Origin of the sequence: Murinocardiopsis flavida, from assembly GCF_003014485.1 — a bacterium.
Classification (GTDB): domain Bacteria; phylum Actinomycetota; class Actinomycetes; order Streptosporangiales; family Streptosporangiaceae; genus Murinocardiopsis; species Murinocardiopsis flavida.
In genome coordinates this window covers 48,074-73,474 of the sequence record NZ_PYGA01000011.1, presented here as the reverse complement: position 1 = coordinate 73,474, position 25,401 = coordinate 48,074, and the positions used below count along the sequence as shown (strand labels likewise).

Sequence of the window (25,401 nt, the reverse complement as noted above, 5' to 3'; positions counted from 1 at the left end):
GGCGCCCGCCCGCGCTGGGTGAGAACCGGACCGTTCCACGCGCTAGACCCCTTTCCCGCGGGCGCCCGCCCGCGCTGACCGAGAAGCAGTCCGTTCCACGCGCCTAGACCTCTTTCAGTTCGTCGTGCGCCCCGCCGCGCAGCTCGGCGGGCAGTCCTGCGCCCGGTTCCCCGAGCGGCCCCTCGTCCGGTTCGCCGCGCAGCTCATCGCGCAGGGTCGCGCGCTGGCGTGCGAGCGCGTGCGGCACGGTCGCGTACACGTGCGCGAACAGCGACTCGGGGTCGGGCGCCTCGTCCTCGGCGAGCCGGTCGCGGACCTGCGCCGCCAGCCGCTCGCCCTCCTCGGCCATCGCGGCGAGCGCGGCGTCGTCGACCATCCCTTCGGCGCGCAGCAGCGCGGTCAGGCGGTCGATCGGGTCGCGCTCGCGCCACGGCTCGGACTCGTCGTCGTCCCGGTAGCGCTGCGGCGCGTCGGAGTTGGTGTGCGGGTCGAGCCGGTAGGTCATCGCCTCGATGATGGTGGGCCCGTGCCCGCAACGGGCCTCGGCGAGGGCCTGGTCGACCACGGCGTGGACGGCGGCGGCGTCGTTGCCGTCGACCCGAACGCCCGGCATGCCGTAGCCGATGGCCTTGTGCGCGAGCGTCGGCGCGGCGGACTGCTTGCGCACCGGGACGCTGATGGCCCACTGGTTGTTCTGGATCAAAAAGACGACGGGCGCGTTCCACAGCGCGGCGAAGTTGTACGCCTCGTGCGCGTCGCCCTCGCTGGTGGCACCGTCGCCCATGAGGACGAGCGCCGCGACGTCCTCGCCCTTGCGGCGGGCGGCGTAGGTGAGGCCGACGGCGTGCGAGGCGTTGGTCGCCAGGGGCGTGCACTGGGTCGCGCAGCGGTGGCGTTCGGGGTCGTACCCGCTGTGCCAGTCACCGCGCAGGAGGGTGAGGACCTCGACGGGGTCGACACCGCGGGCGACCAGCGAGACGCAGTCGCGGTAGGTGGGGAACAGCCAGTCGGCGGGCGCGAGCGCCAGCGCGCCGCCCACCTGGCAGGCCTCCTGGCCGAAGGAGGAGGGGTAGACGGCGAGGCGCCCCTGCCGGGCGAGCGCGCCGGCCTGGCGGTCGAAGCGGCGGCCGACGACCATGGCCCGCAGCAGGCGCGCCAGGGTCTGCGGATCGGGGGCCGGGACCGGTGCGCCCGGGACGCGGCCGCCGGAACGGTCCACGAGCCGTATCGGTTCGGCCGATGGAAGTGCGAGCCGTGCCTCGGGCCGGTCGTCTATGCGCTCCATGTCTTGAATATCAGGTGATGAGGGTCATAGTGTCCATACTGGGCCGGTAATCGTGGTCAGATGGCCGGATCCGCGATCGATCCGGGCCGATCGTCCACAATGGGCCCGGTCACAGCGTTGTGAGGCAAGACGCATGGCTGTAGCGCTTGACGAAGTCGATCATCAGATCCTCGCCCTGCTCCGCGCCGACGGCCGCATGTCGATACGCACGGTCGCCGAGCGGTCGCACATCTCGCGCGCCAACGCCTACTCCCGCCTCGACCGGTTGCGCTCCGAAGGGGTCATCCGCGGGTTCGCCGCGATCGTCGACCCGGAGAAGTGCGGGCGCGGGCTGTCGGCCTACGTGTCGGTGCGCATCGAGCAGCACTCGTGGGAGGTCTTCCGCGAGTACCTGCGCCACATCCCCGAGGTCGACCACGCGGCGCTGGTGTCGGGCGACGTCGACCTGCTGCTGCTCGTCCGGGTCGCCGACGCCGCCGCACTGCGCACCTTCGTGCTGGAGCGCCTCCAGCGCATCCCCGAGGTCCGCAGCACCCAGACCATGTTCATCCTCGACGAACCGGACATCCGCCCCGACGCCGCGTCCCCGAGACCGGAGTAGCGCCACCGGCGGGAGCGTCGGCGGCGGCGCCGCGGGTTGACCTCAAGCGCGCTGGAGGATCTAGGTTCACCGCCATGACGACCATGAGCAGTGACGAGCGGGCCCGCGCGGCCGACATCGAGGCCATGAAGGGTGTGGCCGCGGCGATCGAGCACTCCCAGATGAACGAGCTCCCCGACGAGTTCGTCGCACTGTTCCGCCGGGACGCGGCCTGGACGACGGGCGGCGGACGGCGCCTCTTCGGCCGCGACGAGATCTCGGCGTTCACGCACAAGGTGCTCCCCGGGGCGATGCAGGGTGCGAAGACCACGTTGGAGGTGATCCACGTGACGTTCGTCCGGCCGGACGTCGCTGCGGTCAAGGTGCGCCAGCGCCGGTGGTCGACGGTCGGCGGTGCGCTGGTCGAGGACGAGTTCGAGAGCACCCCGCTGCTCGTCCTGGCGAAGGAGGCCGGTCGATGGCTCATCGTGGCCGGTCAGAACACCGGAGTGGTGGACGTCTGACGAGCGGTCGGGAACGGGCGCCGGGGCCGCCCTCCCGGGAACGCCCGGCCGCTGCCGGCGAGGGCCCTCGCGGCCCGGAGCGGACCGCGCGGGGGCGGGCCGTGCCCGTTGCCGCCCCCGCGGGCGCCCGCCCGTCCGCGGCGCGACCTGGGGCGGGGCGGGACAGACCAGCGGCAGACCAGCGGCAGACCAGCGGAAAAACCACACGACACGCCGTTCCGGCTTTGCTAGCTTCGCCCCCCGTGAACCCCATCAGTGAGAAAGAGATCCGCGCGTCCTTCGTGAACTGCTCGAAGGGCGCGGCGAACCGGCTCGGCCTGCCGCGGCACTTCGCGGATCTCCCCTGGCCCGACCTCGACTTCCTGGGCTGGCGCGACCCCGGCGCGCCGGAGCGCGGCCACATCGTCGCCGAGCACGGCGGCGGGCTCGTCGGCGTCGCGCTGCGGGTGCCGCCCCCCGTCCGCGGCGGCCTCACCAGGACCACCGTCTGCTCGATCTGCCTCACCGGGCACTCCGGCTCCGGGGTGTCGCTGCTCACGGCATCCCGCGCGGGTGCGGCGGGGCGGGACGGCAACTCGGTCGGGGTCTACATGTGCGACGACCTCGCGTGCCCGCTGTACGTCCGGGGGCTGCGGACACCCACGCGGCTCGGCCGCTACGAGGAGTCGCTCACGGTCGAGGAGAAGCTCGACCGCGCGCTCGCCAACCTCGGCCGCTTCCTGGACACCGTCCTCGACGGCGGGCCCGCGTAGTAGGAGGTGGAGGAGGCAGGGGAGGCGCGGCGGTACCGGGGACCCGGCCGACCGGCCCCGGCGCACGGTGGTGTGGCGGCCGGCCCTGGGCGAGTGGGTCGTTCCAGGGCCGGCCGCGGCGGGTACAGGCGCCCATCGCGCCAACGAGTGGGGACGCGTTCCTCCGCCTAGGCCGGATCCGAGGAGGGGGGAACCGCATCGGAACCGGCCATGCGGCTAAGCTACCGGTTTCGCGGAGCTTTCGCGCCGAAACGGAAAGAAAGGTGCGAAGGATCCGCGTCATGATCCTTTTTCGATGGGCCACTACCGATCACCGCAATCGAGGGTGGCGCGTTGCGGACCGGAGAACACCGCCGCGGGAACACCGCGTAGCCCGGCATCGCCCCGCAGGTCCGGGCCGGTGGCGGCGACGCTGCGGTCAGCCGCGGGTCAGCGGGATCTCCTTGACGGCGTCGTCGCCCGTGCCGCCCTTGAGGGTCACTGTGAGGGCGTCGGACCCGTCGAGGGCGAGATCCGCGCGATCGTGCTTCCCGCACGCGCCCGAGCCGTCGACGGTGGCGCTGCGCGCGCTGCCGCTGCCGCCGGTGAGGCTCAGCGACCAGGTGCAGACACCGCTCGCCGGGTGCAGCACCGCGCTCCGGCCGCCCTTCTCCAGCTCCAGCCGGAACCACTGGCTGCTCCAGGTCCCCGCGTAGGCGGCCGGGAACCCGCCGCCGCCAGGGGTCCCCTTCTTCGTGCGACTGGGGCTGGGGCTGGGCGTGGGCCGCTCCGACTCGGCGACGTCGGAGGTGCCGCCGGCGACGGCGCGCTCACCGGGGTCCTTGGAGTGCACCCCCGCGTCGTCGGGAAGCTCGGCGGTCGGGCTGACCCCGGGGTCGCCGCCGGGGTCGGGCTGCGCCCCATCGGCGGCGGGCGCCGATCCGGGCAGTGCGCAGGCGCCGGTCAGGGTGACCGTGGCCAGTGCGAGGCCCGTGAGTGCGACCGCGGTGCGGCGGCGCGGTCCGGCGGTCCGTTGGACGGTGTGTGCGGAACTCATCGACTCGATCTCGGGGGTCGGGGGATCGGGTTGCGGCGGACCGGGTCCGGAGACGGCCGCCGGGCGCGCGGAACAGCGGGCGGAACAGCGGGCGGAACACCGCCAATCCCCCCGAATGTAGCGACTCGGGTGCGTGCCGCGCCACACGGGCGGCGGCGCCGCCCGTGTGGCACGCATAGCATCCGCAGGGCGGGGCAGGCGCGGGCGAGGGCCGCCGCGACCGCCCCCACCAGCACACGAGGACCGAGGAGGACGCAGGCACATGCCGGCAGACGACGCCAGGGAGCGGCGCCGCGGAGGGCGCCCCGGACACGGTGGCAGAGGCGGACACGGCGGGCCCGGCGGATACGGCGGCCGCGGCGGGGGCAGCGGCGGGGGCGAGGAGATCAGGGGTGTCCGCGACGCCGACCGCCTGCGCGCCGAACTGGGCCGCATGGACGGCTCCTCCTACGGCCGGTACAAGTCGCTGGCGGGCGAATGGGACTTCGGCGACTTCACGCTGGCCGTCGAACGCGTGCAGGCCGACCCGTTCGCACCGCCGTCCCGCGTCGCGGTGCACGTGCCCGCCGCCGTCGCCGCCCTGCCGGAGTCCGCCTGGCGCGCCCCGGTGCGGAGCCGGGCCACGGCCGACCACCTGGCCCGGCAGGCGCACCGCGCGCTCAAGGGCGCACGGCTGCGCATCGACGCCGGCGGCCAGGAGGTGCTGGCCCGCTCCGCCTGCCGGATCGACGGCGGCGCCCTGCACCTGAAACTCGGTGTCGAACTGCCCGGCAACGGCCGCCGGATCGACGGCCGCGCCGCGCAGCGCGAACTGTGCGACCGACTGCCCGCCATGGTCGACGCGATCCGCTGGGACGCGCTCGACACCGCCGAGGCGGTCGCGTTCGCCGACACGGTCGAGGACACCGCGGCGCTGCGCGAGCAGCTCCCCGCGCGCGGACTCGTCGCGTTCGTCGCCGACGGCGCCGTGCTCCCCCGCCGCAGCGGCATCAGCGACCTGCCCATGGCGGGCGGCGCGGACTCCGCGGTGGAGTTCTCCGCACCGGACAGCCTGCGGGTCGCCGTGAAGCTGCCGCACGCCGGCGAGATCACCGGCATGGGCGTCCCCGAAGGCATCACGCTGATCGTCGGCGGCGGCTTCCACGGCAAGTCCACCCTGCTCCAAGCCCTGGAACGCGGCGTGTACGACCACGTGCCCGGCGACGGGCGCGAACTGGTCGCCACCCGCGGCGACGCCGTGAAGATCAGGGCGGAGGAGGGGCGCCGGGTCGAGCGCACCGACATCAGCGCGTTCGTCCGCACGCTGCCCACCGGTGCGGGCACCGCCGACTTCCGCACCGACAACGCCTCCGGGTCGACCTCGCAGGCCGCCAACATCGCCGAGGCGCTCGAAGCGGGGGCCGGGACCCTGCTCGTGGACGAGGACACCACCGCGACCAACCTGATGATCCGCGACGCCAGGATGCAGGCCCTGGTCCACGGCGACCGCGAGCCGCTGATCCCGTTCGTGGACCTCGTCCGCCCGCTGCACCGCACCCACGGGGTGTCGACGGTGCTGGTCATGGGCGGCAGCGGCGACTACTTCGACGTCGCCGACCAGGTCGTCATGCTCGACGCCTACCGCCCCCGCGACGTCACCGCCCAGGCGCGGGCGCTCGCCGCCGACCGCGCCGACGCACCGTTCCCCGCCCCGGCGCACCGGGTGATCGACCCGCGCTCCGTCGACGCCACCGCCAAGGGGCGCGCCCGGCTGAAGCGCCGCGACATGGACGTCCTCACCTTCGGGGCGACCGACATCGATGTGCGCGGTCTCACCCAGGTGGTCGACCCCAGCCAGGTCATCGGGCTCGGGCTGGCCATGCGCGCGCTGGCCGAGAAGGGCCTGCTCGACGGGCGGGCCACCCTCGCCGAGGCGCTGGACGCGCTGGACGCCCGCATCGCCGACGACGGTCTCGCCGTTCTCGCCGGCGGCTACTCTGGCGACTACGCGCTGCCGCGGCGGCTGGAGATCGCGGCGGCGCTGAACCGCTTGCGGACCCTGCGTGTCAGCGCGCAGCGCTGAGGCGCCCGCCGGGGCCGCCGGCCCGATCCCCTGGTGCTTCACGGCCCGGTCATCGGGCCTCGCTATCCTTGGGACAAAGCCGTACCGGCCGCACGACCCCGGCCTGCCCTCGGCGACGACCCCACGCGCGGCATGAGAATGGAGACCCGTCCAGGTGCGCGATCCCGCTGATCTCTATGAGCTTCGGCCCGACCCCCCAGAGCTCGCCCGCCCCGTCCTGCTGGTAGCCCTGGACGGTTTCGTGGACGCCGGGGGCGCGGCCCGCCAGGCCGTTGAGACCCTGTTCGCCCAGTCCGACGCGCGGGAGATCGCCACGTTCGACATCGACCGGCTGCTCGACTACCGGTCGCGCCGGCCGGCCATGATGTTCGACGAGAGCACCTGGACCTCCTACGCCGACCCCAAGCTCGCCCTCTACCTGATGGCCGACGCCGAGGGCACCCCGTACCTGCTGCTGCACGGCCTCGAGCCCGACCGCGAATGGGAGGCGTTCACCGCGGCCGTGCGCCAGCTCGCCGAGCGGTTCTCGGTCGGCCTGACCGTGGGCTTCCACGGCATGCCCATGGCGGTCCCGCACACCCGCCCGGCAACGGTCACGGCCCACGCCACGCGGCGCGACCTCGTCGCCGAGCACACGCCGTGGCTCGGCCGGGTCCAGGTGCCCGGCAGCGCGTCGTCGCTCTTGGAGTACCGGTTCGGCGAGGCGGGGGCCGACTTCATCGGCTACGCCGTGCACGTCCCCAGCTACCTCGCCCAGGCCGAGTACCCGCGCGCGGCGATCGCCGCACTGGAGTACGTCGCCGGCGCGACGGGCCTGGCCCTGCCCGCCGGCGCGCTGGAGGAGGCGGCGGTCGAGACCGACGCCGAGATCGAGCAGCAGGTCGAGGCGTCCGACGAAGTGCAGCGCGTGGTCCGCGGCCTCGAAGAGCAGTACGACTCCTCCGTCGCGGCGCGCGAGCGCACGGCCGAGTCCGGTCCGCTGCTCGCCGAGGACGAGTCCGCGCTGCCCACCGCCGAGGAGCTCGGTGCCGAACTGGAGCGCTACCTCGCCGAGCAGGACAACGGCGAGCGCTGAACCCGCGGCCCCGCCCGGGGCCGCGCAGGGACGGGCGGGCCCGTGCGGGCCGGGTCCCTGCGGGCCCGCCGACGACGAACAAGGAAGATCCAGCCGGTGCTCTACCAGATGCTGTTCCACGCCGTCCTGCGGCACGCTGACGCGGAGCGGGTTCACCGGCTGAGCTTCGGGGCGCTCCGCGGGCTCAGCGCGGTGCCGGGCGCCGCGCCGCTCATGCGCAGGGTGTGCGGCGCGCGCGGCCCGGACATGCGCGTCAGCGCGCTGGGCCGGGAGTTCGCCGGGCCGCTGGGCCTCGCCGCGGGCTTCGACAAGAACGCCAAGGGCGCCGAAGGGCTGACCGCCCTCGGCTTCGGCCACGTCGAGATCGGCACGGTCACCGCCCATCCGCAGCCCGGCAACCCGGCGCCGCGGCTGTTCCGGCTGGTGGCCGACCGCGCCATCGTCAACCGCATGGGGTTCAACAACGAAGGGTCGGCCGTCGTCGCGGGGCGGCTGCGGATGCAGCGCGCCCGGCGGGTGCAGCGGGGCCGCGCCCCCCTGGTCATCGGCGCGAACATCGGCAAGACCAAGGCGACCCCGGAGAGCGGCGCCGTCGAGGACTACGTCGCGAGCGCGCGCCGCCTCGCCGACGTCGCCGACTACATCGCGGTGAACGTCAGCTCGCCCAACACCCCCGGCCTGCGCGACCTCCAGGCCGTCGGGCACCTGCGCCCGCTGCTGGGCGCGGTGCGCGCCGCGCTCGACGACGCCGGGCGCCCCGAACTGCCGCTGCTGGTCAAGATCGCCCCCGACCTCGCCGACTCCGACATCGACGCGGTCGCCGACCTCGCCCTGGAACTCGGCCTCGACGGCATCATCGCCACCAACACCACCATCTCCCGCGACGCACTGCGCAGCACCCCTGAGGAGATCGAGGCGGCGGGGGCCGGCGGCCTGTCCGGCGCGCCGCTCAAGCACCGGTCGGTGGCCGTCCTGCGGCGGCTGCGCGCCCGCGCGGGCGACCGCCTGGTGCTCGTCGCGGTGGGCGGGGTCGAGACCCCGCTGGACGCCTGGGAGCGCATCCGCGCCGGGGCCACCCTCGTCCAGGGCTACACCGGGCTCATCTACGGCGGCCCGCTGTGGCCGCGCGCCATGAACCGCGGCCTGGCCCGGCTGGCCCGCGCCGCCGGGTACACCTCCATCGCCGCGGCCGTCGGCACCGACCTGGAGCACGCCGCCCCCCTCACCGGGTGAGCCCGTCCCCGCCGGCCGCGCCCGCGCCACCGCCGACGGCGTCCGCCGCCGGTCGCCCACCGGCCGGTGCCGCCCGAACGGAGGTTCCCCGATGACCCCGCCGCCCGAACCGCAACCCGACCTGCTCGCGCTGCTGCGCTCCGTGCGGGCCACGCGCTGGTTCACCGACGACGCGGTGACCGAGGCGGAGATCGCCGCCATCGTCGAGGCCGCGCGGTGGACCGGTTCGGCCCGCAACCGGCAGCCGTGGCGGCTGCTCATCGCCACCGACGCGGCGGTGCGGGCCCGTCTGGGCGGCCTGGGAGCCTACGCGGGGCACCTCGCCGCGGCGCCCGTTGTCGTCGCGCTCGCGGTCGACCGCGACCTCGGCGGCGCGGACGCCTCCTTCGACGAGGGGCGGCTGTGCCAGACCATCGTGCTGGCCGCCCACGCGCTCGGCCTCGGGAGCTGCCCCGCGACGATCTTCCCGGAGGACAACGTCCGCGCGGCGGCCGACCTGCTCGGCGTCGGCCCGCCCTGGCGCGTCGAGCACGCCATCGCGCTGGGCCGCCCGGCGCCGCGGCCCCCGCGCGTCACCGCCGTGCCGACCGGCCGCCGCGCCGCCGATGAGTTCGCCGGCCCGCCGCGCCCGACCCCGTAGCCGCCCCCACCGCACGGCGGTGCCGTGGCCGGGGAGCCCCCGGTCCGTCCTCGGGCAGGGTCATGAGCGGAGCTGCCGGCGGCACGAGCGGCGCTGCCGGCGGCCGTGGGCGGTGGCGGCCGGGGTCAGAGCGGGGCGGCCAGCGGCAGGGGGCAGTCGAGTTCGGCGCCGAGCAGGGGGCCGTTGAGGTGGGTGGGGCGGACGCGGACGCCGGTGACCCGGTCGGCGAGCGCGAGGATCGCCGCGCCGGGGTCGACCTCGTCGGGGTCGAGTTCGCCCATGAGGCCCACGGACGCCATCTCGGGCGAGAGGCTGTCGGGGCGGACGCCGCGCCTGATGTCGGGGGTGCGGGCGTCGAAGAACACCTGGAGCACGCCGTCGACGATCCACCGGAACTCGTAGCGGTGGTCCATGACGACCCGCACCGACACCAGTTCGGTCTCGGCCGACAGCGCCCTGTACATCTCCGGGCGGGTGGCGCGGCACCCGGTGGGCTCGATGATGACCGCCCAGCCCTCCACGCACAGGGCGTGCGCGGTGAGCGGCGGGGTTCCCTCGCAGCACAGGCCCGCTTCGACCGCCTCGGCGATCGGCAGCGAACGCAGGCTGCGCTCGGCCGCGCCGAGGCGGCGCAGCGCCTCGGTCTTGGTGAGACCGCGGACGTAGGAGAGACAGAACGCCTCCGCGAGGTCCGGCTGGCTCTCCTGGAGCCAGGCGTAGTCGCGGGCACGCGCAACGGACATCAGCCCGTCCCTTCGACAAAGCATGGGGTGTGTGGTGGGCTTCGTTGTCCACTCCGACGCTGCCGTTCCTTCAGCGGGTTCCCGCTGCGGCGCGCGATAACCGGGCCGGGACGGGACATCCCCGTGCGGCGGTGGCCGGGAGTGGACGAGCGGCGATCCTGGAGGGAGGGCCCTCGTGCCCACGGCGTCCCACCATACGCCGGTCCGCACACGGGTGCGGTCGGGGGCAGCACGCCCGGAAGGTCGGCTATGCCACAGTCCCCGCGGGCGCGCCGCGCGGTACGGGGACCGGCCGGATCCGGACGGCCCCCGTACCCCGTGCTACTCCTTCTCGCCGTCCTTCTCGTCCTTCTGGGCGTCCTTGTCGTCCTTTTCGGGCTGCCCGCTCTCCTTGTCCGACTCCTCGGGCTTGCCGCTCGTCGCGGTGCCGGAGGGGGACGGCGAACCCGATTCCGACGCGGACGGCGACGCGGAGGCCGACGGCTCCTCCTTCTCCTTCGCGATCTCGCCTTCCTTGTAGGACTTGCCCGGCTTGGTGTCGCCGAGCATCTGCGTCACGGTCACCAGGTTGTAGCCGTCGTCGGTGAGCTTCTTGAGGATCTCGGGCACGGCGTCGACGGTCGACGGGTGGATGTCGTGCATCAGGATGATGGCGCCCGGCTTGGCGTCGGCCACCGCGCGCTTGGCGACCACGGAGGAGTCGCGGTCCCGCCAGTCGTTGGTGTCGCTGCTCCAGATGATCTCCGCGAGCCCGTTGTCGGCCGAGGCCTTGGCGACGGACTTGTCGGTCGCCCCGTAGGGCGGGCGCATGAGGGAGGGCTGGAAGCCGGTCTCGCGCCGGATGAGCGCGTTCACGGTCGCCAGTTCGCCTTCGGCCGACGAGGCGCTGACCGTGGTCAGGTCGGGGTGCGTCACCGTGTGGTTGGCGACCTCGTGCCCCTCGGCGTACTCGCGCCGCACGAGCGGCGCGAACTCGCGGACGGGCTCACCCGTGAGGAAGAAGGTCGCCTTCGCGTCGTGCTTCGCGAGCATGTCGAGGAGGTCGCCGGTGCGCCCGCCGGGACCGTCGTCGAAGGTCAGCGCGACGCACTTGGACTTCTTCAGCGAGCAGTCGAGGTCGCCGTCGCGGGTCGGGAGCACACCGGGGACCTTCGCCGCCGCGGGCGCCTCGGGCGAGGGCGCGGCCGACGCCTCCTTCGTGATGCGGAACTTCGGGGTGACCACGGTGGCGGCGTCCTGGGCGCGCGCACCGAACTTCGAGAGCAGCGGCTCGGCCTTCTTCTTGGGCACGATCGCCTTCACCCGCCCGCTCTTGACCGGGGCGACCTGGCCCTCGTCGAACTCCACGACGAGGTCGCCGTCGGGGTTGAACCCGATCGAGTCGTACACCCGCAGGATCGGCACGATCGACGCGGAGTCGACCGCGTCCTCGCCCTTGAGCTCCTTCTTGACCAGCTTGTTCAGGGCGGCGAGGTCCTTCTGCCCTGACAGCAGCTCGGTGGAGTAGGCGGTCCGGCCGGCCTTGGCGTCGTACCAGTAGGTGGCCGAGCCCTTGCGCTTGCCCTCGGAGTCCTTCTCGTCGCTGGTGAGGCGGACGCCGAGGACGTCGTCGCCCGCGGCGGTGATGCCGTAGTCGATCGCGATGCTCTCGGCGCCGGGGTTCGCCGCCTTGAAGTCGTCGACCTCCTGCGAGGTCAGCTCGTCCAGGCGCTTGGTGAAGGGGGCGGCGTTGGGCACATCGGGGTAGCGGACGTCGACATCGACGTCGCCGTCGTCCTTGTTCTCCTCGGCCTTGACGCCGGGAACGGTCTTCGGCGCGACCTTGGTGAGCTTGTCGGGTTCGCCGGTGGCACGGACCGGCTCGGTGTCCTTGCCCGAGGCGTGCTCGGCCCCGCCACCGGAGGAGCATCCGCCGATCATCGCGGCGACGGCCGCGGTGGCGACGACGGCACGCACGAATTTCCGGGTCCCGCGGGGCCGGTGCCCGGCGGAGTCGGGGTTCCGGGGCAAGCGGTGCGAGTCAGAGTTGCTCAAGGGAAGGTCAGTCTTTCGCTTTCGTAGGTGCGGTCCGGTGAGCGGTGCGCGGTTCGGTCGGCGGCGGCGCTGGACGATCCGGTGCGTCGGCGAAACGAGCCTAGGATGCGGAACCCCGCGCGGTGGTCCCGACACGGTAATGCCACGGCCAACATCCCCTTCCCCGGCTGCAAAGTGTGCAAGTTCCCAGGTCGGTAGCTTGCGAATGGTGTGAATGTGAGGGAAACGACGAACGGTGCGGTACCCCCCGATTGGGGGGCACATCACATTCGATGTCCGCGCGCGGCCGGAAGTTCGGTGCGGTCGGGGATCGCGGTGCCGCCGCCCGCCCGAATCCGCGGCGGGTCCGCCATCTATACTCCCAGTGCGGTCGGTTCACGCGGAGTACGGCTCCGCGTGTCGCAAGAGGGAACTCCGGTGCGAATCCGGGACTGCCCCGCAGCGGTGAGTGGGAACGAAAGCCGTCATGGCACTGGATCCGGCCGGATCCGGGAAGCGACGGCCGGTAGGTGGTCGGGCAGAGGCGGTGACCCCGCCTCGGGAGCCGGGCCGCGCCCGCGAGTCCGAAGACCTGCCACCGCCCGCGGGTGCGCCGTGCACCCGCGGTGGTCCGCGGCTTCGAGGGAGAGCCAGGGCGAAGCAGGGCCGCGAGCCGGCCGCGCCCCAGGCGCGCGCCGACCCCTCGCTGTCCCGCCATCGCCCCCATCTCCCGCGACGACGCCGGACCTTCGGCTGTTCGACTAGGGAGAGATCAAGCGATGCGAGCCGTTTCCCCGCTTGCCGGGTCGGCAACCCTCCGAACCGCGCGCCGCCAGGGCGGTGGTGCCCAGTGAGTACCACTGTCCTCGGCTACCCGCGGATCGGATCGAACCGAGAGCTGAAGTTCGCCTCGGAGTCCTACTGGAAGGGCGACATCCACGCCGCCGAACTCGACGCGGTCGCGGCGAAACTCCGCCGCGACACCGTCGAGGGCCTGCGCGGTGCAGGCATCGACCTGGTGCCGTCCAACACCTTCTCCTACTACGACCACGTGCTCGACACAGCGGTCATGGTGGACGCGGTGCCGGAGCGCTTCGCGCAGTTCGCCCCTGGGGAGGGCGACCGCGAGGCCGAGCTGCGCCGCTACTTCGCCATGGCGCGCGGCGCCGACGGGGTCGCACCCCTGGAGATGACCAAGTGGTTCGACACGAACTACCACTACCTGGTGCCGGAACTGTCGCCGGCGACCCGGCTGCGCCTCGCAGGGGCCAAGCCCCTGGCCGAGTACACCCAGGCCAAGGGGCTCGGCGTGGAGACCCGCCCGGTGCTCCTCGGGCCGCTCAGCTTCCTGCTGCTCGCCAAGCGCGCCGCCGACGCCCCTGAGGGCTGGCGGACCATCGAGCTCCTCGACGACCTCCTCGGCGTCTACGCCGAGCTCCTCGCGTCCCTCGCGGGCGCGGGGGCGGAGTGGGTGCAGATCGACGAGCCGGTCCTGGCGACCGACGCGGGCCGCGACGAGCGCGCCGCCCTGGAGCGGGTCTACGCCCGCCTGGGCGGGCTCACGGAGCGGCCCAAGATCCTGGTGTCGTGCTACTTCGGCGGCATCGGGCACGAATCGCTGGAGGTGCTGAAGGGCGCCCCCGTCGAGGGCGTCGGCCTGGACCTGGTCAGCGGGCCGGAGCAGGTGGCCGACCTGGCGCGGGTGTCGGGCCTGGGCGACAAGACCCTGGTGGCCGGGGTGGTGGACGGCCGCAACGTGTGGCGCACCGACATCCCCGGCGCGCTGTCGACGCTCGGTTCGCTGCTGGGCCTCGCCGGCGAGGTGGTCGTCTCGACGTCCTGCTCGCTGCTGCACGTGCCGATCGACCTGGACGCCGAGACCGGTCTCGACCCCGTCCTGCGGTCGCGGCTGGCGTTCGCCAAGCAGAAGGTCGCCGAGGTGGCGCTGCTCGGTACGGCACTGGACGACCCCGACGCCGCCGCTGCCGGGCTCGCCGAGGCGCGCACGGCCAGTGCGGAGGGGACCCCCAAGGCGTTCCTCGACCAGCGGGTGCGCGCCCGCCTGGACGCGCTGGGCGCCGACCCGTCCCGCACCGACTACGACGCCCGGGTGCCGGCGCAGGAGGCCGCCTCCAAGCTGCCGCTGCTGCCGACCACGACGATCGGCTCGTTCCCGCAGACCGCCGAGGTCCGCAAGGCGCGCGCCGACTTCCGCAACGGCCGGATCGACCGCGCGGCCTACGAGGGCCAGATGCGCGCCGAGATCGACCGTGTGATCGCGTTGCAGGAGGACATCGGCCTGGACCTGCTGGTCCACGGCGAGCCCGAGCGCAACGACATGGTGCAGTACTTCGCCGAGCAGTTGCAGGGCTACGCCACCACCCAGTTCGGCTGGGTGCAGTCCTACGGCTCGCGGTACGTGCGGCCGCCGATCCTGTTCGGCGACGTGGCGCGGCCCGAGCCGATGACGGTGGACTGGATCACCTACGCCCAGTCGCGCACGGCCAAGCCCGTCAAGGGCATGCTCACCGGGCCCGTGACCATGCTGGCGTGGTCGTTCGTGCGCGATGACCAGCCGCTGGGCGACACCGCCCGGCAGGTGGCGCTGGCGCTGCGGGACGAGATCGCCGACCTGGAGAAGGCGGGCATCCGGCACATCCAGGTCGACGAGGCGGCGCTGCGCGAGCTGCTGCCGCTGCGGGCCGCCGACCACACGGGCTACCTGGACTGGGCCATCGGCTCGTTCCGGCTGGCGACGTCGGGGGTCGCCGACTCCACCCAGATCCACTCGCACATGTGCTACTCGGAGTTCGGGCTGATCGTCGGCGCGATCGACGAGCTGGACGCCGACGTCACCAGCGTCGAGGCGGCCCGGTCGCACATGGAGCTGGTGGACGACCTCGCGACCATCGGCTACCGGCGGGGCATCGGGCCGGGTGTCTACGACATCCACTCGCCCCGGGTCCCGTCGGCGGAGGAGGTGGAGAGCGGCCTCCGCGCCGCTCTGCGCGCCGTCGACCCCAAGCGGCTGTGGGTCAACCCCGACTGCGGCCTGAAGACCCGCGGGTACGCCGAGGTCGAACCGTCGCTGCGGGCGATGGTCGCCGCGGCGAAGAAGGTCAGGGAGGACCTCGCGAACGGCTGAGTGACGGGCTGATCGCGGTATGAGGGAGGGCCGGCGCCCGCGGGGCGCCGGCCCTCCTGCTGCGCCCGGGGCGCGGCAGGCGCCCCGCCGTTCGATCACGGCGATCCCGCGGCGGGCCGTCGGCCCCATTGCGCAGGGGGTGCGGGACGCGTGGGGCGGGTGGGAAGTGGCTATGCCGAGAAGTTATTGGATCGGGCTTGACAGAAACTGTCCGGAGATGACTGGATTGGGCTATTGACAACGTTGTCATGACGCGTGTCACGAGGTGCCGGTCATCAGCAGCGCGCACCGGTGAACGGGCAGGTCATGGCCGTGGAAGGGATGCACCATGCGCGCAGGCTGGAAGGCGGTCGGTGCGGCCGCACTCGCCGGAGTCCTCATGGCCACCGGCTGTAGTGGCGGCGGTGGCGGCGACGACGCCGGCAAGAAGGTCGAGATCTTCTCCTGGTGGACCGGCGGCGGCGAGGAGGCCGGCCTCAACGCCCTGATCGAGAAGTTCGAGAAGGACACCGACTACACGGTGGAGAACGCCGCCGTCGCCGGCGGGTCGGGCACCAACGCCCAGGCCAAGCTCCAGGCGCGCCTGGAGGCGCAGGACCCGCCGGAGTCCTTCCAGGGCCACGCCGGCAAGGAGCTCCAGGAGAACATCGAGGCCGGGTACCTGGAGCCCCTCACCGACTTCTACAAGGACGAGGGCCTCAACGACGTCCTCCCCAAGGAGCTCACCGAGCAGAGCTCCACCGACGGCGAGGTCTACTCCGTCCCGGTGGGCGTGCACCGCTCCAACGTCCTCTGGTTCAACCCGAAGGTCCTGGAGGAGGCCGGCATCGAGAAGCCGCCGGAGACCACCGAGGACTTCATCAAGGCGCTCAAGGCCGTCAAGGACGAGACCGACGCCGCCCCCATCACCCTCGGCGTCCAGTGGACCGCCGACCACCTGCTGGAGAACGTCCTCCTCGCCGAACTGGGCCAGGAGGGCTACCAGGCGCTGTGGCAGGAGGACGCCGACTGGGACTCCCCTGAGGTCACCAAGGCGCTGGAGGACTTCGAGGAGATCAGCGGCTACGCCGAGACCAAGGGCGGCGACTGGCAGGAGGCCGCGCAGGCCGTCGTCGACGGCGACGCCGCCTTCAACGTCATGGGCGACTGGGCCGCCGGGTACTTCGTGAACGACCTGAAGAAGAAGGACGGGGAGGACTTCGGCTACGTCGCCTACCCCGACACCGACGGCACCTACCTGTGGCTCGCCGACACCTTCACCCTGCCCGTCGGGGCGAAGAACTCCGAAGGCACCATGGAGTGGCTGAAGCTGGTCTCCAGCAAGGAGGGCCAGGACCTCTTCAACCCGATCAAGGGCTCCATCCCGGCGCGCACCGACGCCGACCCGGAGAAGTACGACGGCTACCTGAAGTGGGCGCTGGGGGAGTGGTCCGACGCCAAGCTCGCCGGCTCCTACTGGCACGGCGTCTCGGCCACCAACCGCCAGAAGGACTCCATCGACAACGCGGTGGGCAACTTCCTCAGCGACAAGGACCCCGACGCGTTGCAGAAGGGCCTCGTCGAGGCGGCGAAGAACCCGTAGCACGACCCCGACCGCCCCAGTGGGCGGCGTCCCGCACCCGATGAGGGCGGGGGCGCCGCCCGCGTCAGCGTGCGGCGGGATGACGGGCCCGCCCCGGCACGGGGCGGCCCGGCGGCGCCGCACGCGCGGCGCCGCGACCACGCCCACGACACGCGAACGTGCCGCCCGGTACGACGGCAAGGAAGGAACGGCACGGCCATGCGCAAGGCACGCGACTGGCTGCCAGGTCTGCTCTTGGTGCTGCCCTCGATCATTCTGATCGGGATCTTCGTCTACGGCCTGATCGGCTGGAACTTCCAGTTGTCCCTGACCGACAAGCACCTCCCGGGTCCCAAGCCCGGCGAGTTCGTCGGATTGGACAACTACGTCGCCCTGTGGGAGCTGAAACGCTGGACCGACTCGGTGTGGAACCTCGTGGTCTTCACCGTCGTGTTCCTCGGTGGCGCGATGCTCCTCGGCTTCGTCCTGGCGCTGCTGCTCGACAAGCCCATCCGGGGCGAGATGACCTTCCGGACGGTGTACCTGTTCCCCATGGCGGTGTCGTTCATCGCCACGGGGATCGTGTGGCGCTGGCTCATGGCTTCGGACTCCGCGGCGGGCCTCAACGGGCTGTTCGGCGCCGTGGGGCTCGGGGCGCTGGTGGACGGCCAGACGTGGTGGCGCGACCCGGAGACCGGGATGGTCGCCATGGCGCTGCCGGCCATCTGGCAGCTCGCCGGCTACGTGATGGCGCTGTTCCTCGCCGGGTTCCGCGGGGTGTCGGAGGACCTCCGCGAGGCGGGCCGGGTCGACGGCGCCACCGAGTGGCAGGTGTACCGGCACGTCGTGCTGCCCCAGCTCCGCCCGGTCCTGATGGTCGCGATCGTGATCATGGGGCACATGTCGCTGAAGGTCTTCGACCTCATCGTCGCCGTCGCCGGCAACTCCACGGTCGCCGAGGTGCCCGCCGTGTACATGTGGAAGATGGTGTTCGACGTGCGCGACCCGGCGTTCGGCGCGTCCATCGCCAGCCACCTGCTGCTCGCCGTGGCCGTGCTGGTGATCCCCTACCTGGTCTGGAACATGCGCAACGAGAGGGACTCGTCGTGACGGCCGCAACGGAGACCCCGGACACCCCGGTCGAGCGGACCCGGGAGCCGGCACCGCAGCAGAAGCAGCAGTGGAACCGCCCCGCAGTGACCCGCCTGCTCCGCTACGCGGTCATGCTGGCCTTCGCGCTGTTCTTCCTGATCCCGATGTACGTCCTCCTGGTCACCAGCTTCAAGCCGCTGGCGGAGGCCACCTCGGCGCAGGCGTGGAACCTGCCGAACCCCGCCACGTGGACGGTGGACACCTGGTCGAGCGTGTGGGGCCAGCTCGCGCCCTCGCTGTGGAACAGCGTGGTCCTCGCGGTCCCCGCCGTGCTGATCTCGTCGGTCCTCGGCTCGCTCAACGGCTTCGTGATGGCGAAGTGGCGCTTCCCGGGCTCCGACGTGGTGTTCACCCTGTTCCTGTTCGGGATGTTCATCCCGTACCAGGCGGTGATGATCCCGCTGCGCCAGATGATGACCGACGCCGGCCTCATGGCCGACGGCGGCAGCCTGTTCCCGCTGATCCTCGCGCACGCCGTGTTCGGCATCCCCATCTGCACGCTGATCTTCCGCAACTACTACGCCGGCATCCCGACGACCCTCATCGAGGCGGCGCGGGTCGACGGCGCGGGCCTGATCCGCACCTACGCCTCAGTCATGCTGCCGAACTCCGCCCCGGCGTTCGCGGTCACGATCATCTGGCAGTTCACCTCCGTGTGGAACGACTTCCTCTTCGCGGTGTTCCTCACCAACACGGAGAACGCGCCGGTCACGGTCGCGCTGAACAACGTGGCCGGGTCGATGGTCGCGCCCTACAACGAGCAGATGGCCGCGGCGCTGCTGGCGTCCCTGCCGACACTGCTCGTCTACATCTTCCTCGGCCGGTTCTTCATGAGAGGGCTGATGGCGGGTGCGTTGAAGGGTTGAGCGGGCCGGTCGGGGGTCGAAGGGGGGCGTCCCCCTGGGTGGTGCTGATGAGAGGGCTGATGGCGGGTGCGTTGAAGGGTTGAGCGGGCCGGTCGGGGGTCGAAGGGGGGCGTCCCCCTGGGTGGTGCTGATGAGAGGGCTGATGGCGGGTGCGTTGAAGGGTTGAGCGGGCCGGTCGGGGGTCGAAGGGGGTAGGGCCCCGGCGTCCCCACGGGTGTGCGGCGGGGGGTGGACCAGTGGTCCACCCCCCGCCGCTGCTTTCGCCATGTGGGCCTTAGGCCGGTCGGGGCGCGGACCTGGACAATTGCGGGATCCGCAGTACCGGGACACGCGGAGGGGCCGCCGCTCGGCCGCGCCGCGGGTCCGAAGCACAAGGAGCACCATGCCCCGCAGCACCGCGCGTCCCGACGGCGCCCGCAGATTCCGCCTCCTCGGTGCGCCGTTCGACGGCGCGTCGACCCTCGGCTGGCCGGGCAGCCGGTACGCACCGGAGCGGATCCGCTCCGCGATGGGCTGGATCCTTCAGCGCCGCGAGGACGAGCGGATCTACAGCGTCGACCTCGGCACGACCCTGCCCTACCCCGAGGACCTGCTGGTCGACGGCGGCGACCTGGCGACCGTCGCCCACGACCTCGACGCCACGATCGATGCGGTGAGCGCGGGGGTCCGCGAGACGCTGGACTCCGGTCGGACGCCCGTCGTGCTCGGCGGCGACGACTCCCTGCTGTACCCGGTGGCGCGCGGCCTGTCCGAGCACGCCGAGGACGTCGGCGGCACGGTCGCCGTCATCCACTGCGATGCCCACCTGGACCTGATGGACCGCAACGTGCAGCAGGGCACGCACAGCCAGTCCTCGGGGATGCGCAGGGCCGCCGAACTCGCCAACGTGTCCACAGCCGCGTCGGTGCAGGTCGGGCCGCGGCACTTCAACTTCCCGTCGTCGCTGCGCTTCCGCGAGGAGGCGGGCCTCCGCTGCGTGCCCGCGGCAGAGGTGCACCGCCGCGGCGTCGACGCGGTGTGCGACGACGTGCTCGACCACGTCGGCGGTGCCGACCGGGTCCTGCTCGCGTTCGACATCGACTGCATCGACCCGGCGCACGCCCCCGGCGCAGGCGCGCTGGAACCGGGCGGGTTCACGTCCCACCAGGCGCTGGAACTCGTCCGGCGGCTCGCCCCGCGGGTCGACGCCATGGTGCTGACCGAGGTCAACCCCATGACGGACCGCAACGACCAGACGGCGATCCTCGGCGCCTACCTCGTGTCCACCGTCGTCGTGCACGCCAACGCCGCCGCAGCGGGCGAAGGGCACTGACATGGACGCGGTGGTCATCGTCGCCTACTTCGCCGTCATGCTCGCGCTGGGCTATGTCGGCATGCGCCGCAGCAGGACCTCGGAGGACTTCACGGTCGCCGGGCGGCGCCTCGGCCCGTTCATGTACACCTCGGCGATGAGCACCGTCGTCCTCGGCGGCGCGTCGACGGTGGGCGGGGTCAGCCTCGGCTACCAGTACGGGGTGTCGGGCATGGCCCTGGTCCTCATGCTGGCGCTCGGCATCACGGCGATCGGCGTGGTGTTCGGCCGGAAGCTGTTCCGCAGCGGCGTCTACACCGTGCCCGAGGCGCTCAACCGCCGGTTCGGGGCGCGGTCGCGGGTGATCAGTTCGGCGATCGTGGTGTTCTACACGCTGATGGTCGGCGTCAGCCAGATCATCGCCATCGGCACCGTGCTGAAGGTCGCGTTCGGCGTGCCCGCCGGCCCCGCCGCGGTGATCGGCTGGGCGGTGATCATGGTGTACAGCGTGGCCGGCGGCATGTGGTCCATCACGTTGACCGACATCATCCAGTTCCTGATCAAGACGGTCGGCATCTTCCTCGTCATGCTGCCCTTCGCGATCCAGGCCGCCGGCGGGTTCGCGGGCATGCGCGCGGAACTCCCCGCCGGGTACTTCTCGCCGACGGGGATCGGCTGGAGTACGATCCTCGCCTACTTCCTGCTGTTCTTCTTCGGCTTCATGATCGATCAGGGCAACTGGCAGCGGCTCTTCACGGCCCGCTCCGAGGCGGTCGCCCGATGGGGCGCCGTGGCGTCGGGCGCCTACTGCGCCCTGTACGGCCTCGCCGGGGCGCTCATCGGCGCGGCGGGCCGCGTCCTGCTCCCGGGCCTCGACAACCCCGACGACGCCTACGCGCAGGTCGCCGCGCTGGTGCTGCCCGTGGGCGTGTTCGGGCTGATCGTCTCCGCCGCGCTGGCCGCGTCGATGTCCACGGCGAGCGGGCTGCTGATCGGGTCCTCGACCGTGCTCACCAACGATGTGCTCCGCCCGCGGTACGGGCCGCGCGCGGCGTCGGTGCGCGCCAACCGCGCCGCGCTGTTCGGGATCGGCCTGGTGGCGCTGGTGGTGTCACTGCTGATGGACAGTGTGGTCGGCGCGGTGACGGTCGCCGCCGACCTGCTGGCGGCGGCCCTGTTCGTCCCGGTGGTGGGCGCGCTGTTCTGGCGCCGGTCGACGGCTGCGGGCGCGCTGGCGTCCATCGTGGCGGGCAGCGTCGTGTGCGTGGTGTTCATGGCGGTCTCGGGGCTCTACGCCAACGAGCCGGTCGGCTACGGGATGCTCGCGAGCCTGGTCGCCTTCGTCGCCGTGAGCCTGGCCGGGCGCCCGGCGCCGGAGGCCGCCGTCCCGTTCGAGGAGCTGCCCGACCGCAGCGGTCAGTCCGGCGCGCCCCGGGCGAGCGCCAGCGCCTGAAACGCCAAACCCAGCTCCAGCCGGACATAGGAGGAGTCGAGGTCGCGGCCGAGGACGCTCCCGGCCAGGTCGAGCCGGGAGCGGAGCGTGTGCCGGTGCACGCCGAGCTCTGCCGCGGCGGCGGCGAGAGACCCATTGTGGTCGAGGAAGACCCGCACGCTCTCGGCGAGCGGCAGGCCGCGCTCGTCGCCCGCGCGGCGCAGCGGGTCGACCAGGCGCCGGATCAGGGTTTCGGGGACCTCGGCGCGCGACGACGCGAGCAGCAGGTCCAGTGCGCCCAGGTCGCCGATCGCGGTGACGGCGCGGCCCTCCTTGCTGCCGGCGGCGAGGGCCTGGCGGGCCTGCCGCAGGCCGTCGGCGAGCGCGCCGGGACCCACGGGGCCGCTCACCCCGATCCCGGCCGGGCGGGGGCCGCCGTCGCGCTCCGCGGCCGCCCGCACGGGATCGATGACCGTCCCGGGGGCGGAGCACACCAGGACCGCCTCGCCGCGCTCCGTGGCGCAGGCGAGCGCCGGCAGGTCGCGGTCGGCGAGGAGCGCCTGCAACCATTCGGGCGGCTCGCCGAGCAGGGGCTCGGCGCCGCCGACCACGGCGACCACCAGGGTGTGGGGGTCGAGCCCCCAGGAGGCCGCCAGCCGGGCGGTCGACTTCGGGTCGGCGCCGTCGCGGAGGGCGTCGCGCACGGCGTCCATATCGGCGCGCCTCGCGCGCGCCCGCGCGGCCCACTGCACCTCCGACTCGTAGGTGACCAGCGACGCCGCAGCGGCGATGACGCTGTACTCGGGGCCGGTGTAGGGCCGCTCGCGCCAGGCGATCAGGGTGCCGCGCGCCGCGGCCGCGCCGAGTCCGTAGGCGATGAGGTGCCCCTCGGCGTCCGATGTCGACGCGGTGCGCCCGGGAGCGGGCTCGGGGAGCTCGGCGAGGCAGCGCTCCGCCGCCGCTGCCGCGCCGGTCGGGGTGGCAGCGGTGATCCGCCCCGCCCGGTCGGCGACGGCGGCCCACCCGCCGAGCGAGCGCGCCAGTACCAGGGTGCTGCCGAGCGCGGCCCCGTGCTCCAGTACCGAGGCGGTGAGCCGCTGGTGCGTGGTCAGCGCCTGGTGCAGGGCCGCGCGCTCCTCCTCGGCGATCCGGTCGGCCGCCGCGCGGGCGATGGCGACGAACGGTGTGGCGAAGGGGACCACCAGGATGGGCAGGCCGGTCTCCTCGCCCGCGGCCAGCACCTCCTCGGGCACCGCCGCGTACACGACGTCGACGGCGACCCCCAGGCCGGCGGCGCCGGTCGCGGCGAGGCTGCGGACCGTGCCGGCCATCACCCCGGGCGAGCCGTGGCCCAGCCCGGTGGCGATGACGAGGGACCCCGGGTCGAGCCACGGGGTGGGGTCGGGGACCTCGCTGGCGTGCACCCAGTTCACGGCGCGGTCGATGCCCGCCGCACCCGCTGCCAGTGAGAGGCCCAGCTCCCCGTGGGTGAGCAGCCCTCGAATGGTCAGCGGCATGCCGGTCCCTCCCGCGATTGCGCCCCGGTGCGGCGCGACCCGCTCTGTGCGGCGGCCGGCGCGGCGCCGTTCTCCCGTGCGGCGGGACCGGTGCACGCGTCGGCGCCCGGCGCGGCGCCGGATCGTCCCGCCCTGCCGCGGAGCCGGTGCGCGCCGCGGCCCCGGCGCGCCCGACATTCTAGTCCGCCCTGGTCGGAGCGTGCCGCGGTGCCCGGGGGGAGTGCCCCCGATGCCCGGTGCCCGCCATCGGGGGCACCGCGTGCGGGCCGACCGCACCACGGCGGTGCCGCCCCGGCGGCCCGCGCGAGCGCCCACCGGGCACCGGAACGCGCCCGCGGCCCCGCCCGGCGGGTCAGCCGGCGACCGGCGGGAGGTCCAGCGGGCCGGGGTCGGCGCCGAGGCGCTCGCAGGTGCGCGCGGCGGCGAGCTGGGCGTGCCCGACGCACGCCAGCAGCTCCGGCTCGGACAGGGAGCGCAGCCGGTCCCGCTGTGCGGCGCCGAGGGCGTCGACCTGGCCGAGCGCGTCCAGCAGCCCGGCGGCGAGCGCGTCGCCCGCGCCCACCGTGTCCACCACGTCGACCTTCGGCGGCGCGCAGCGCAGCGACACCGGGGCGGGGCCGCCCCGCAGGACCAGCGTGTCGTCGCCGCCCTGGGTGACCAGGACCAGTGCGGGCCCCAGGCGGGTCCACCGCTCCGCTGCCGCGCCGACCTCCTCGTCGGGGTAGAGGAACCGCAGGTCGGCGTCGCTCGCCTTGACGATGTCCGCCATCGCCACCTGGCGCTCGATCCGAATCCGCTCCTCCTCGGGCGTCCCCGCCAGCGCCGGGCGCACGTTCGGGTCGTAGCTGACGGTGGCCTGGCCCCGCTGGCGGCCGATCCACTCCTCGAGGACGGCCGCGCCCGGCGCCATGGCCAGCGCCAGAGAGCCCACGTGCAGCGCGGTGACATCGGATTCGAGGGGGTCGGGCAGTTCCTCGGGCCGCCACTGCCAGTCGGCGGTGTCCCGGACGTAGAAGTCGTACTCGGCGCTGCCGGTGCCGTCGACGTTGGCGATGGCGAGCGTGGTCGCCTGGGTCGCGGCGACCAGGTCGCGGGTGCCGACCCCCCGCGACGCGACGTAGGCGCGCAGGGTGCGGCCGAACTTGTCGTCGCCGATCCGCGCGGCGAGCGTCACGGGGACGCCGAGCCGGGCGAGGGTGACCGCGGCATTGGCCGGCGCGCCGCCCGGCGTCGAGCGGTAGGTCCCGCTTCCGCCGCTGATGAGGTCGATCAGCGTCTCGCCGACAACGGTGATCATGAGGCCGTTCCTATCCGGGGGTGGGGGGTGGCGTCTCGCCCGAGCCGCGGGCGATGAGCCTGGTGGGCAGTTCGATGCTGCGCGCGGGGGAGTCGTCCCCCGCGAGCCGCCTGAACAGGGCATGGGCGGCCGCCCGCCCCATCCCGACGGGGTCCTGGGCGACGACGGTGACCGGGGGCGTCATCAGGTCGGCGAGCTCGAAGTCGTCGAAGCCGACGATGGCGGGGCGCACCGCGGCCTGCGCCAGCGCGCGCAGCACCGCCACGGTGGTGCGGTTGTTCCCGGTGACCAGGGCGGTCGGCGGCCGGTCCAGCCGCTCGAAGGCGCGCAGCGCCGCCCGCACCGCCTCGGGCAGCGGCGTTTCCATGGCGATCAGCGCCTCGTCGGCGGGGATCCCCGCCGCGGCGAGCGCGTCGCGGTAGCCCTCGCGGCGCAGGGCCGCCGTGAAGATGCCGGGGGCGTCGGCGAGGAAGGCGATGCGGCGGTGGCCGTGCGCGATCAGGTGCGCCGTCGCCGCGCGCGCCCCGCCGCGGTTGTCGGTCAGGACGGTGTCGGCCCGCACGCCCACCGGGGGGCGGTCGACGAACACCGCCGCCATGCCGGCGGCGAGCTCGGGCGCCAGGTAGTGGTGGTCGGCGCCCGGCGCCGGGACGATGACCAGCCCTTGGACGCGGCGGGCGCACAGGGCGAGGCCGAGGTCGCGCTCTGCCGCGGGGTCCTCGTCGGAGGTGCCGGTGAGGGCGAGCATGCCGTTGGCCTGCGCGACGTCCTGGACGGCGCCGACCAGGTGCGCGTAGAACGGGTCGGTGGAGTCCTCCAGGATGAGGCCGATGGAGGCGACCTGGCCGTTGCGGAGTTCGCGGGCGGCGTCGTCGCGCCGGTAGCCGAGCCGTGAGATCACGTCGCGCACCCGCGCGATGGTCGCCTCGGAGACGCCGGGTTCGCCGTTGACGACGCGCGAGACCGTCTTCAGGCCCACGGCGGCCTCGCGGGCGACGTCCTTCATGGTCGGCCGCGCGACATCGCGGGTCTGCCTCGGTGCGGCGTCCACCCCGCGCCCTCCGTCCCTGCCGCCGGCCCGCCGTCTGCGTGCAGAGGGCGGCACGGGACGCGTTCGCCCCACAACGGGAGTATGACGGGAGGCGAGGACGATTGACAACGTTGTCAGTGCCCTGGTGTGCGGCAGGTGTGCGGCAG

General features: G+C 73.5%; 20 protein-coding genes and 1 riboswitch. Of the genes, 13 read left to right on the top strand and 7 right to left on the bottom strand.

Annotated features, from left to right (window positions below):
• Positions 1-103: 103 nt before the first annotated feature.
• On the bottom strand, positions 104-1,285 hold the full coding sequence (pdhA, locus tag CLV63_RS16145) for a pyruvate dehydrogenase (acetyl-transferring) E1 component subunit alpha (protein WP_106583861.1): 1,182 nt from the start codon (positions 1,283-1,285) through the stop codon (positions 104-106).
• Between the two features lie 133 nt (positions 1,286-1,418).
• Here pdhA and CLV63_RS16140 point away from each other — a divergent pair, with 133 nt between their 5' ends.
• From CLV63_RS16140 to CLV63_RS16130, 3 genes are all read left to right on the top strand, one after another.
• Positions 1,419-1,886, top strand: coding sequence for an Lrp/AsnC family transcriptional regulator (locus CLV63_RS16140; RefSeq protein ID WP_106583860.1), 468 nt, complete (start codon positions 1,419-1,421; stop codon positions 1,884-1,886).
• A 74-nt stretch (positions 1,887-1,960) separates the two neighbouring features.
• Positions 1,961-2,389 (top strand): SgcJ/EcaC family oxidoreductase, encoded by a 429-nt coding sequence (locus CLV63_RS16135; RefSeq protein WP_106583859.1) that lies wholly within the window; start codon positions 1,961-1,963, stop codon positions 2,387-2,389.
• Between the two features lie 242 nt (positions 2,390-2,631).
• On the top strand, positions 2,632-3,141 hold the full coding sequence (locus CLV63_RS16130; protein WP_106583858.1) for an FBP domain-containing protein: 510 nt from the start codon (positions 2,632-2,634) through the stop codon (positions 3,139-3,141).
• Between the two features lie 418 nt (positions 3,142-3,559).
• On the opposite strand, the gene CLV63_RS16125 is transcribed toward CLV63_RS16130, so the two are convergent.
• Entirely contained in the window at positions 3,560-4,177 is a 618-nt protein-coding gene (locus CLV63_RS16125; RefSeq protein ID WP_106583857.1) for a hypothetical protein, read from the bottom strand.
• Between the two features lie 262 nt (positions 4,178-4,439).
• Between CLV63_RS16125 and CLV63_RS16120 the strand changes: the two genes are divergently transcribed.
• The 4 genes from CLV63_RS16120 to CLV63_RS16105 all read left to right on the top strand — a co-directional run bounded on the left by CLV63_RS16120 (position 4,440) and on the right by CLV63_RS16105 (position 9,187).
• Positions 4,440-6,239: an ABC-ATPase domain-containing protein gene (locus CLV63_RS16120; RefSeq protein WP_106583856.1), complete on the top strand. Its 1,800-nt coding sequence runs from the start codon at positions 4,440-4,442 to the stop codon at positions 6,237-6,239.
• A gap of 154 nt (positions 6,240-6,393) precedes the next feature.
• Positions 6,394-7,314 carry a proteasome assembly chaperone family protein gene (locus CLV63_RS16115; protein WP_106583855.1) on the top strand — a complete coding sequence of 307 codons (921 nt, stop codon included), beginning with the start codon at positions 6,394-6,396 and terminating at the stop codon, positions 7,312-7,314.
• A gap of 96 nt (positions 7,315-7,410) precedes the next feature.
• Positions 7,411-8,547, top strand: a complete 1,137-nt coding sequence (locus CLV63_RS16110; RefSeq protein WP_106583854.1) for a quinone-dependent dihydroorotate dehydrogenase — start codon at positions 7,411-7,413, stop codon at positions 8,545-8,547.
• Positions 8,548-8,638: 91 nt separating this feature from the next.
• A complete protein-coding gene (locus tag CLV63_RS16105; RefSeq protein ID WP_106583853.1) occupies positions 8,639-9,187 on the top strand; it encodes a nitroreductase family protein in 549 nt (182 codons plus the stop codon).
• A 125-nt stretch (positions 9,188-9,312) separates the two neighbouring features.
• Here CLV63_RS16105 and CLV63_RS16100 read toward each other — a convergent pair whose 3' ends face one another.
• Together CLV63_RS16100 and CLV63_RS16095 are read right to left on the bottom strand one after the other, a co-directional pair.
• Positions 9,313-9,930, bottom strand: a complete 618-nt coding sequence (locus CLV63_RS16100) for a DUF6461 domain-containing protein (RefSeq protein WP_106583852.1) — start codon at positions 9,928-9,930, stop codon at positions 9,313-9,315.
• A gap of 321 nt (positions 9,931-10,251) precedes the next feature.
• Positions 10,252-11,886 (bottom strand): polysaccharide deacetylase family protein, encoded by a 1,635-nt coding sequence (locus tag CLV63_RS16095; RefSeq protein WP_245928848.1) that lies wholly within the window; start codon positions 11,884-11,886, stop codon positions 10,252-10,254.
• A gap of 431 nt (positions 11,887-12,317) precedes the next feature.
• Positions 12,318-12,557, top strand: a riboswitch (cobalamin riboswitch).
• Positions 12,558-12,793: 236 nt separating this feature from the next.
• Between CLV63_RS16095 and metE the strand changes: the two genes are divergently transcribed.
• The 6 genes from metE (at position 12,794) to CLV63_RS16065 (ending at position 21,411) form a co-directional block, all read left to right on the top strand.
• Complete coding sequence (metE, locus tag CLV63_RS16090; protein ID WP_106583851.1) at positions 12,794-15,088, top strand: 5-methyltetrahydropteroyltriglutamate--homocysteine S-methyltransferase; 2,295 nt, start codon at positions 12,794-12,796, stop codon at positions 15,086-15,088.
• 328 nt (positions 15,089-15,416) lie between these two features.
• Entirely contained in the window at positions 15,417-16,670 is a 1,254-nt protein-coding gene (locus CLV63_RS16085; protein WP_106583850.1) for an ABC transporter substrate-binding protein, read from the top strand.
• A gap of 198 nt (positions 16,671-16,868) precedes the next feature.
• A complete protein-coding gene (locus tag CLV63_RS16080; protein WP_106583849.1) occupies positions 16,869-17,759 on the top strand; it encodes a carbohydrate ABC transporter permease in 891 nt (296 codons plus the stop codon).
• 113 nt (positions 17,760-17,872) lie between these two features.
• Positions 17,873-18,667 (top strand): carbohydrate ABC transporter permease, encoded by a 795-nt coding sequence (locus tag CLV63_RS16075; protein WP_106584010.1) that lies wholly within the window; start codon positions 17,873-17,875, stop codon positions 18,665-18,667.
• 382 nt (positions 18,668-19,049) lie between these two features.
• A complete protein-coding gene (locus tag CLV63_RS16070) occupies positions 19,050-19,979 on the top strand; it encodes an agmatinase family protein (RefSeq protein WP_106583848.1) in 930 nt (309 codons plus the stop codon).
• Between the two features lies 1 nt (position 19,980).
• Positions 19,981-21,411 (top strand): sodium:solute symporter, encoded by a 1,431-nt coding sequence (locus CLV63_RS16065; RefSeq protein ID WP_106583847.1) that lies wholly within the window; start codon positions 19,981-19,983, stop codon positions 21,409-21,411.
• On the opposite strand, the gene CLV63_RS16060 is transcribed toward CLV63_RS16065, so the two are convergent.
• From CLV63_RS16060 to CLV63_RS16050, 3 genes are all read right to left on the bottom strand, one after another.
• Positions 21,375-22,907, bottom strand: coding sequence for a PucR family transcriptional regulator (locus CLV63_RS16060; protein ID WP_170134234.1), 1,533 nt, complete (start codon positions 22,905-22,907; stop codon positions 21,375-21,377). The two genes, CLV63_RS16065 and CLV63_RS16060, sit on opposite strands and share 37 nt — an antisense overlap.
• Positions 22,908-23,259: 352 nt before the next feature.
• Entirely contained in the window at positions 23,260-24,204 is a 945-nt protein-coding gene (locus CLV63_RS16055) for a carbohydrate kinase family protein (protein ID WP_106583845.1), read from the bottom strand.
• Positions 24,205-24,214: 10 nt separating this feature from the next.
• The gene (locus tag CLV63_RS16050; RefSeq protein WP_245928847.1) at positions 24,215-25,255 is read right to left on the bottom strand and encodes a LacI family DNA-binding transcriptional regulator; all 1,041 of its coding nucleotides are present in this window, start codon (positions 25,253-25,255) and stop codon (positions 24,215-24,217) included.
• Positions 25,256-25,401: the final 146 nt, after the last annotated feature.

Bases quoted from the DNA above. Each gene is read 5' to 3' on its own strand.
- CLV63_RS16080 (WP_106583849.1), top strand. From the start codon at position 16,869: ATGCGCAAGGCACGCGACTGGCTGCCAGGTCTGCTCTTGGTGCTGCCC.
- CLV63_RS16070 (WP_106583848.1), top strand. From the start codon at position 19,050: ATGCCCCGCAGCACCGCGCGTCCCGACGGCGCCCGCAGATTCCGCCTC.
- CLV63_RS16075 (WP_106584010.1), top strand. From the start codon at position 17,873: ATGCTGGCCTTCGCGCTGTTCTTCCTGATCCCGATGTACGTCCTCCTG.
- CLV63_RS16125 (WP_106583857.1), bottom strand. From the start codon at position 4,177: ATGAGTTCCGCACACACCGTCCAACGGACCGCCGGACCGCGCCGCCGC.
- CLV63_RS16135 (WP_106583859.1), top strand. From the start codon at position 1,961: ATGACGACCATGAGCAGTGACGAGCGGGCCCGCGCGGCCGACATCGAG.
- CLV63_RS16055 (WP_106583845.1), bottom strand. From the start codon at position 24,204: ATGATCACCGTTGTCGGCGAGACGCTGATCGACCTCATCAGCGGCGGA.
- CLV63_RS16065 (WP_106583847.1), top strand. From the start codon at position 19,981: ATGGACGCGGTGGTCATCGTCGCCTACTTCGCCGTCATGCTCGCGCTG.
- CLV63_RS16120 (WP_106583856.1), top strand. From the start codon at position 4,440: ATGCCGGCAGACGACGCCAGGGAGCGGCGCCGCGGAGGGCGCCCCGGA.
- CLV63_RS16100 (WP_106583852.1), bottom strand. From the start codon at position 9,930: ATGTCCGTTGCGCGTGCCCGCGACTACGCCTGGCTCCAGGAGAGCCAG.
- CLV63_RS16060 (WP_170134234.1), bottom strand. From the start codon at position 22,907: ATGCCGCTGACCATTCGAGGGCTGCTCACCCACGGGGAGCTGGGCCTC.
- CLV63_RS16140 (WP_106583860.1), top strand. From the start codon at position 1,419: ATGGCTGTAGCGCTTGACGAAGTCGATCATCAGATCCTCGCCCTGCTC.
- CLV63_RS16105 (WP_106583853.1), top strand. From the start codon at position 8,639: ATGACCCCGCCGCCCGAACCGCAACCCGACCTGCTCGCGCTGCTGCGC.
- CLV63_RS16085 (WP_106583850.1), top strand. From the start codon at position 15,417: ATGCGCGCAGGCTGGAAGGCGGTCGGTGCGGCCGCACTCGCCGGAGTC.
- pdhA (WP_106583861.1), bottom strand. From the start codon at position 1,285: ATGGAGCGCATAGACGACCGGCCCGAGGCACGGCTCGCACTTCCATCG.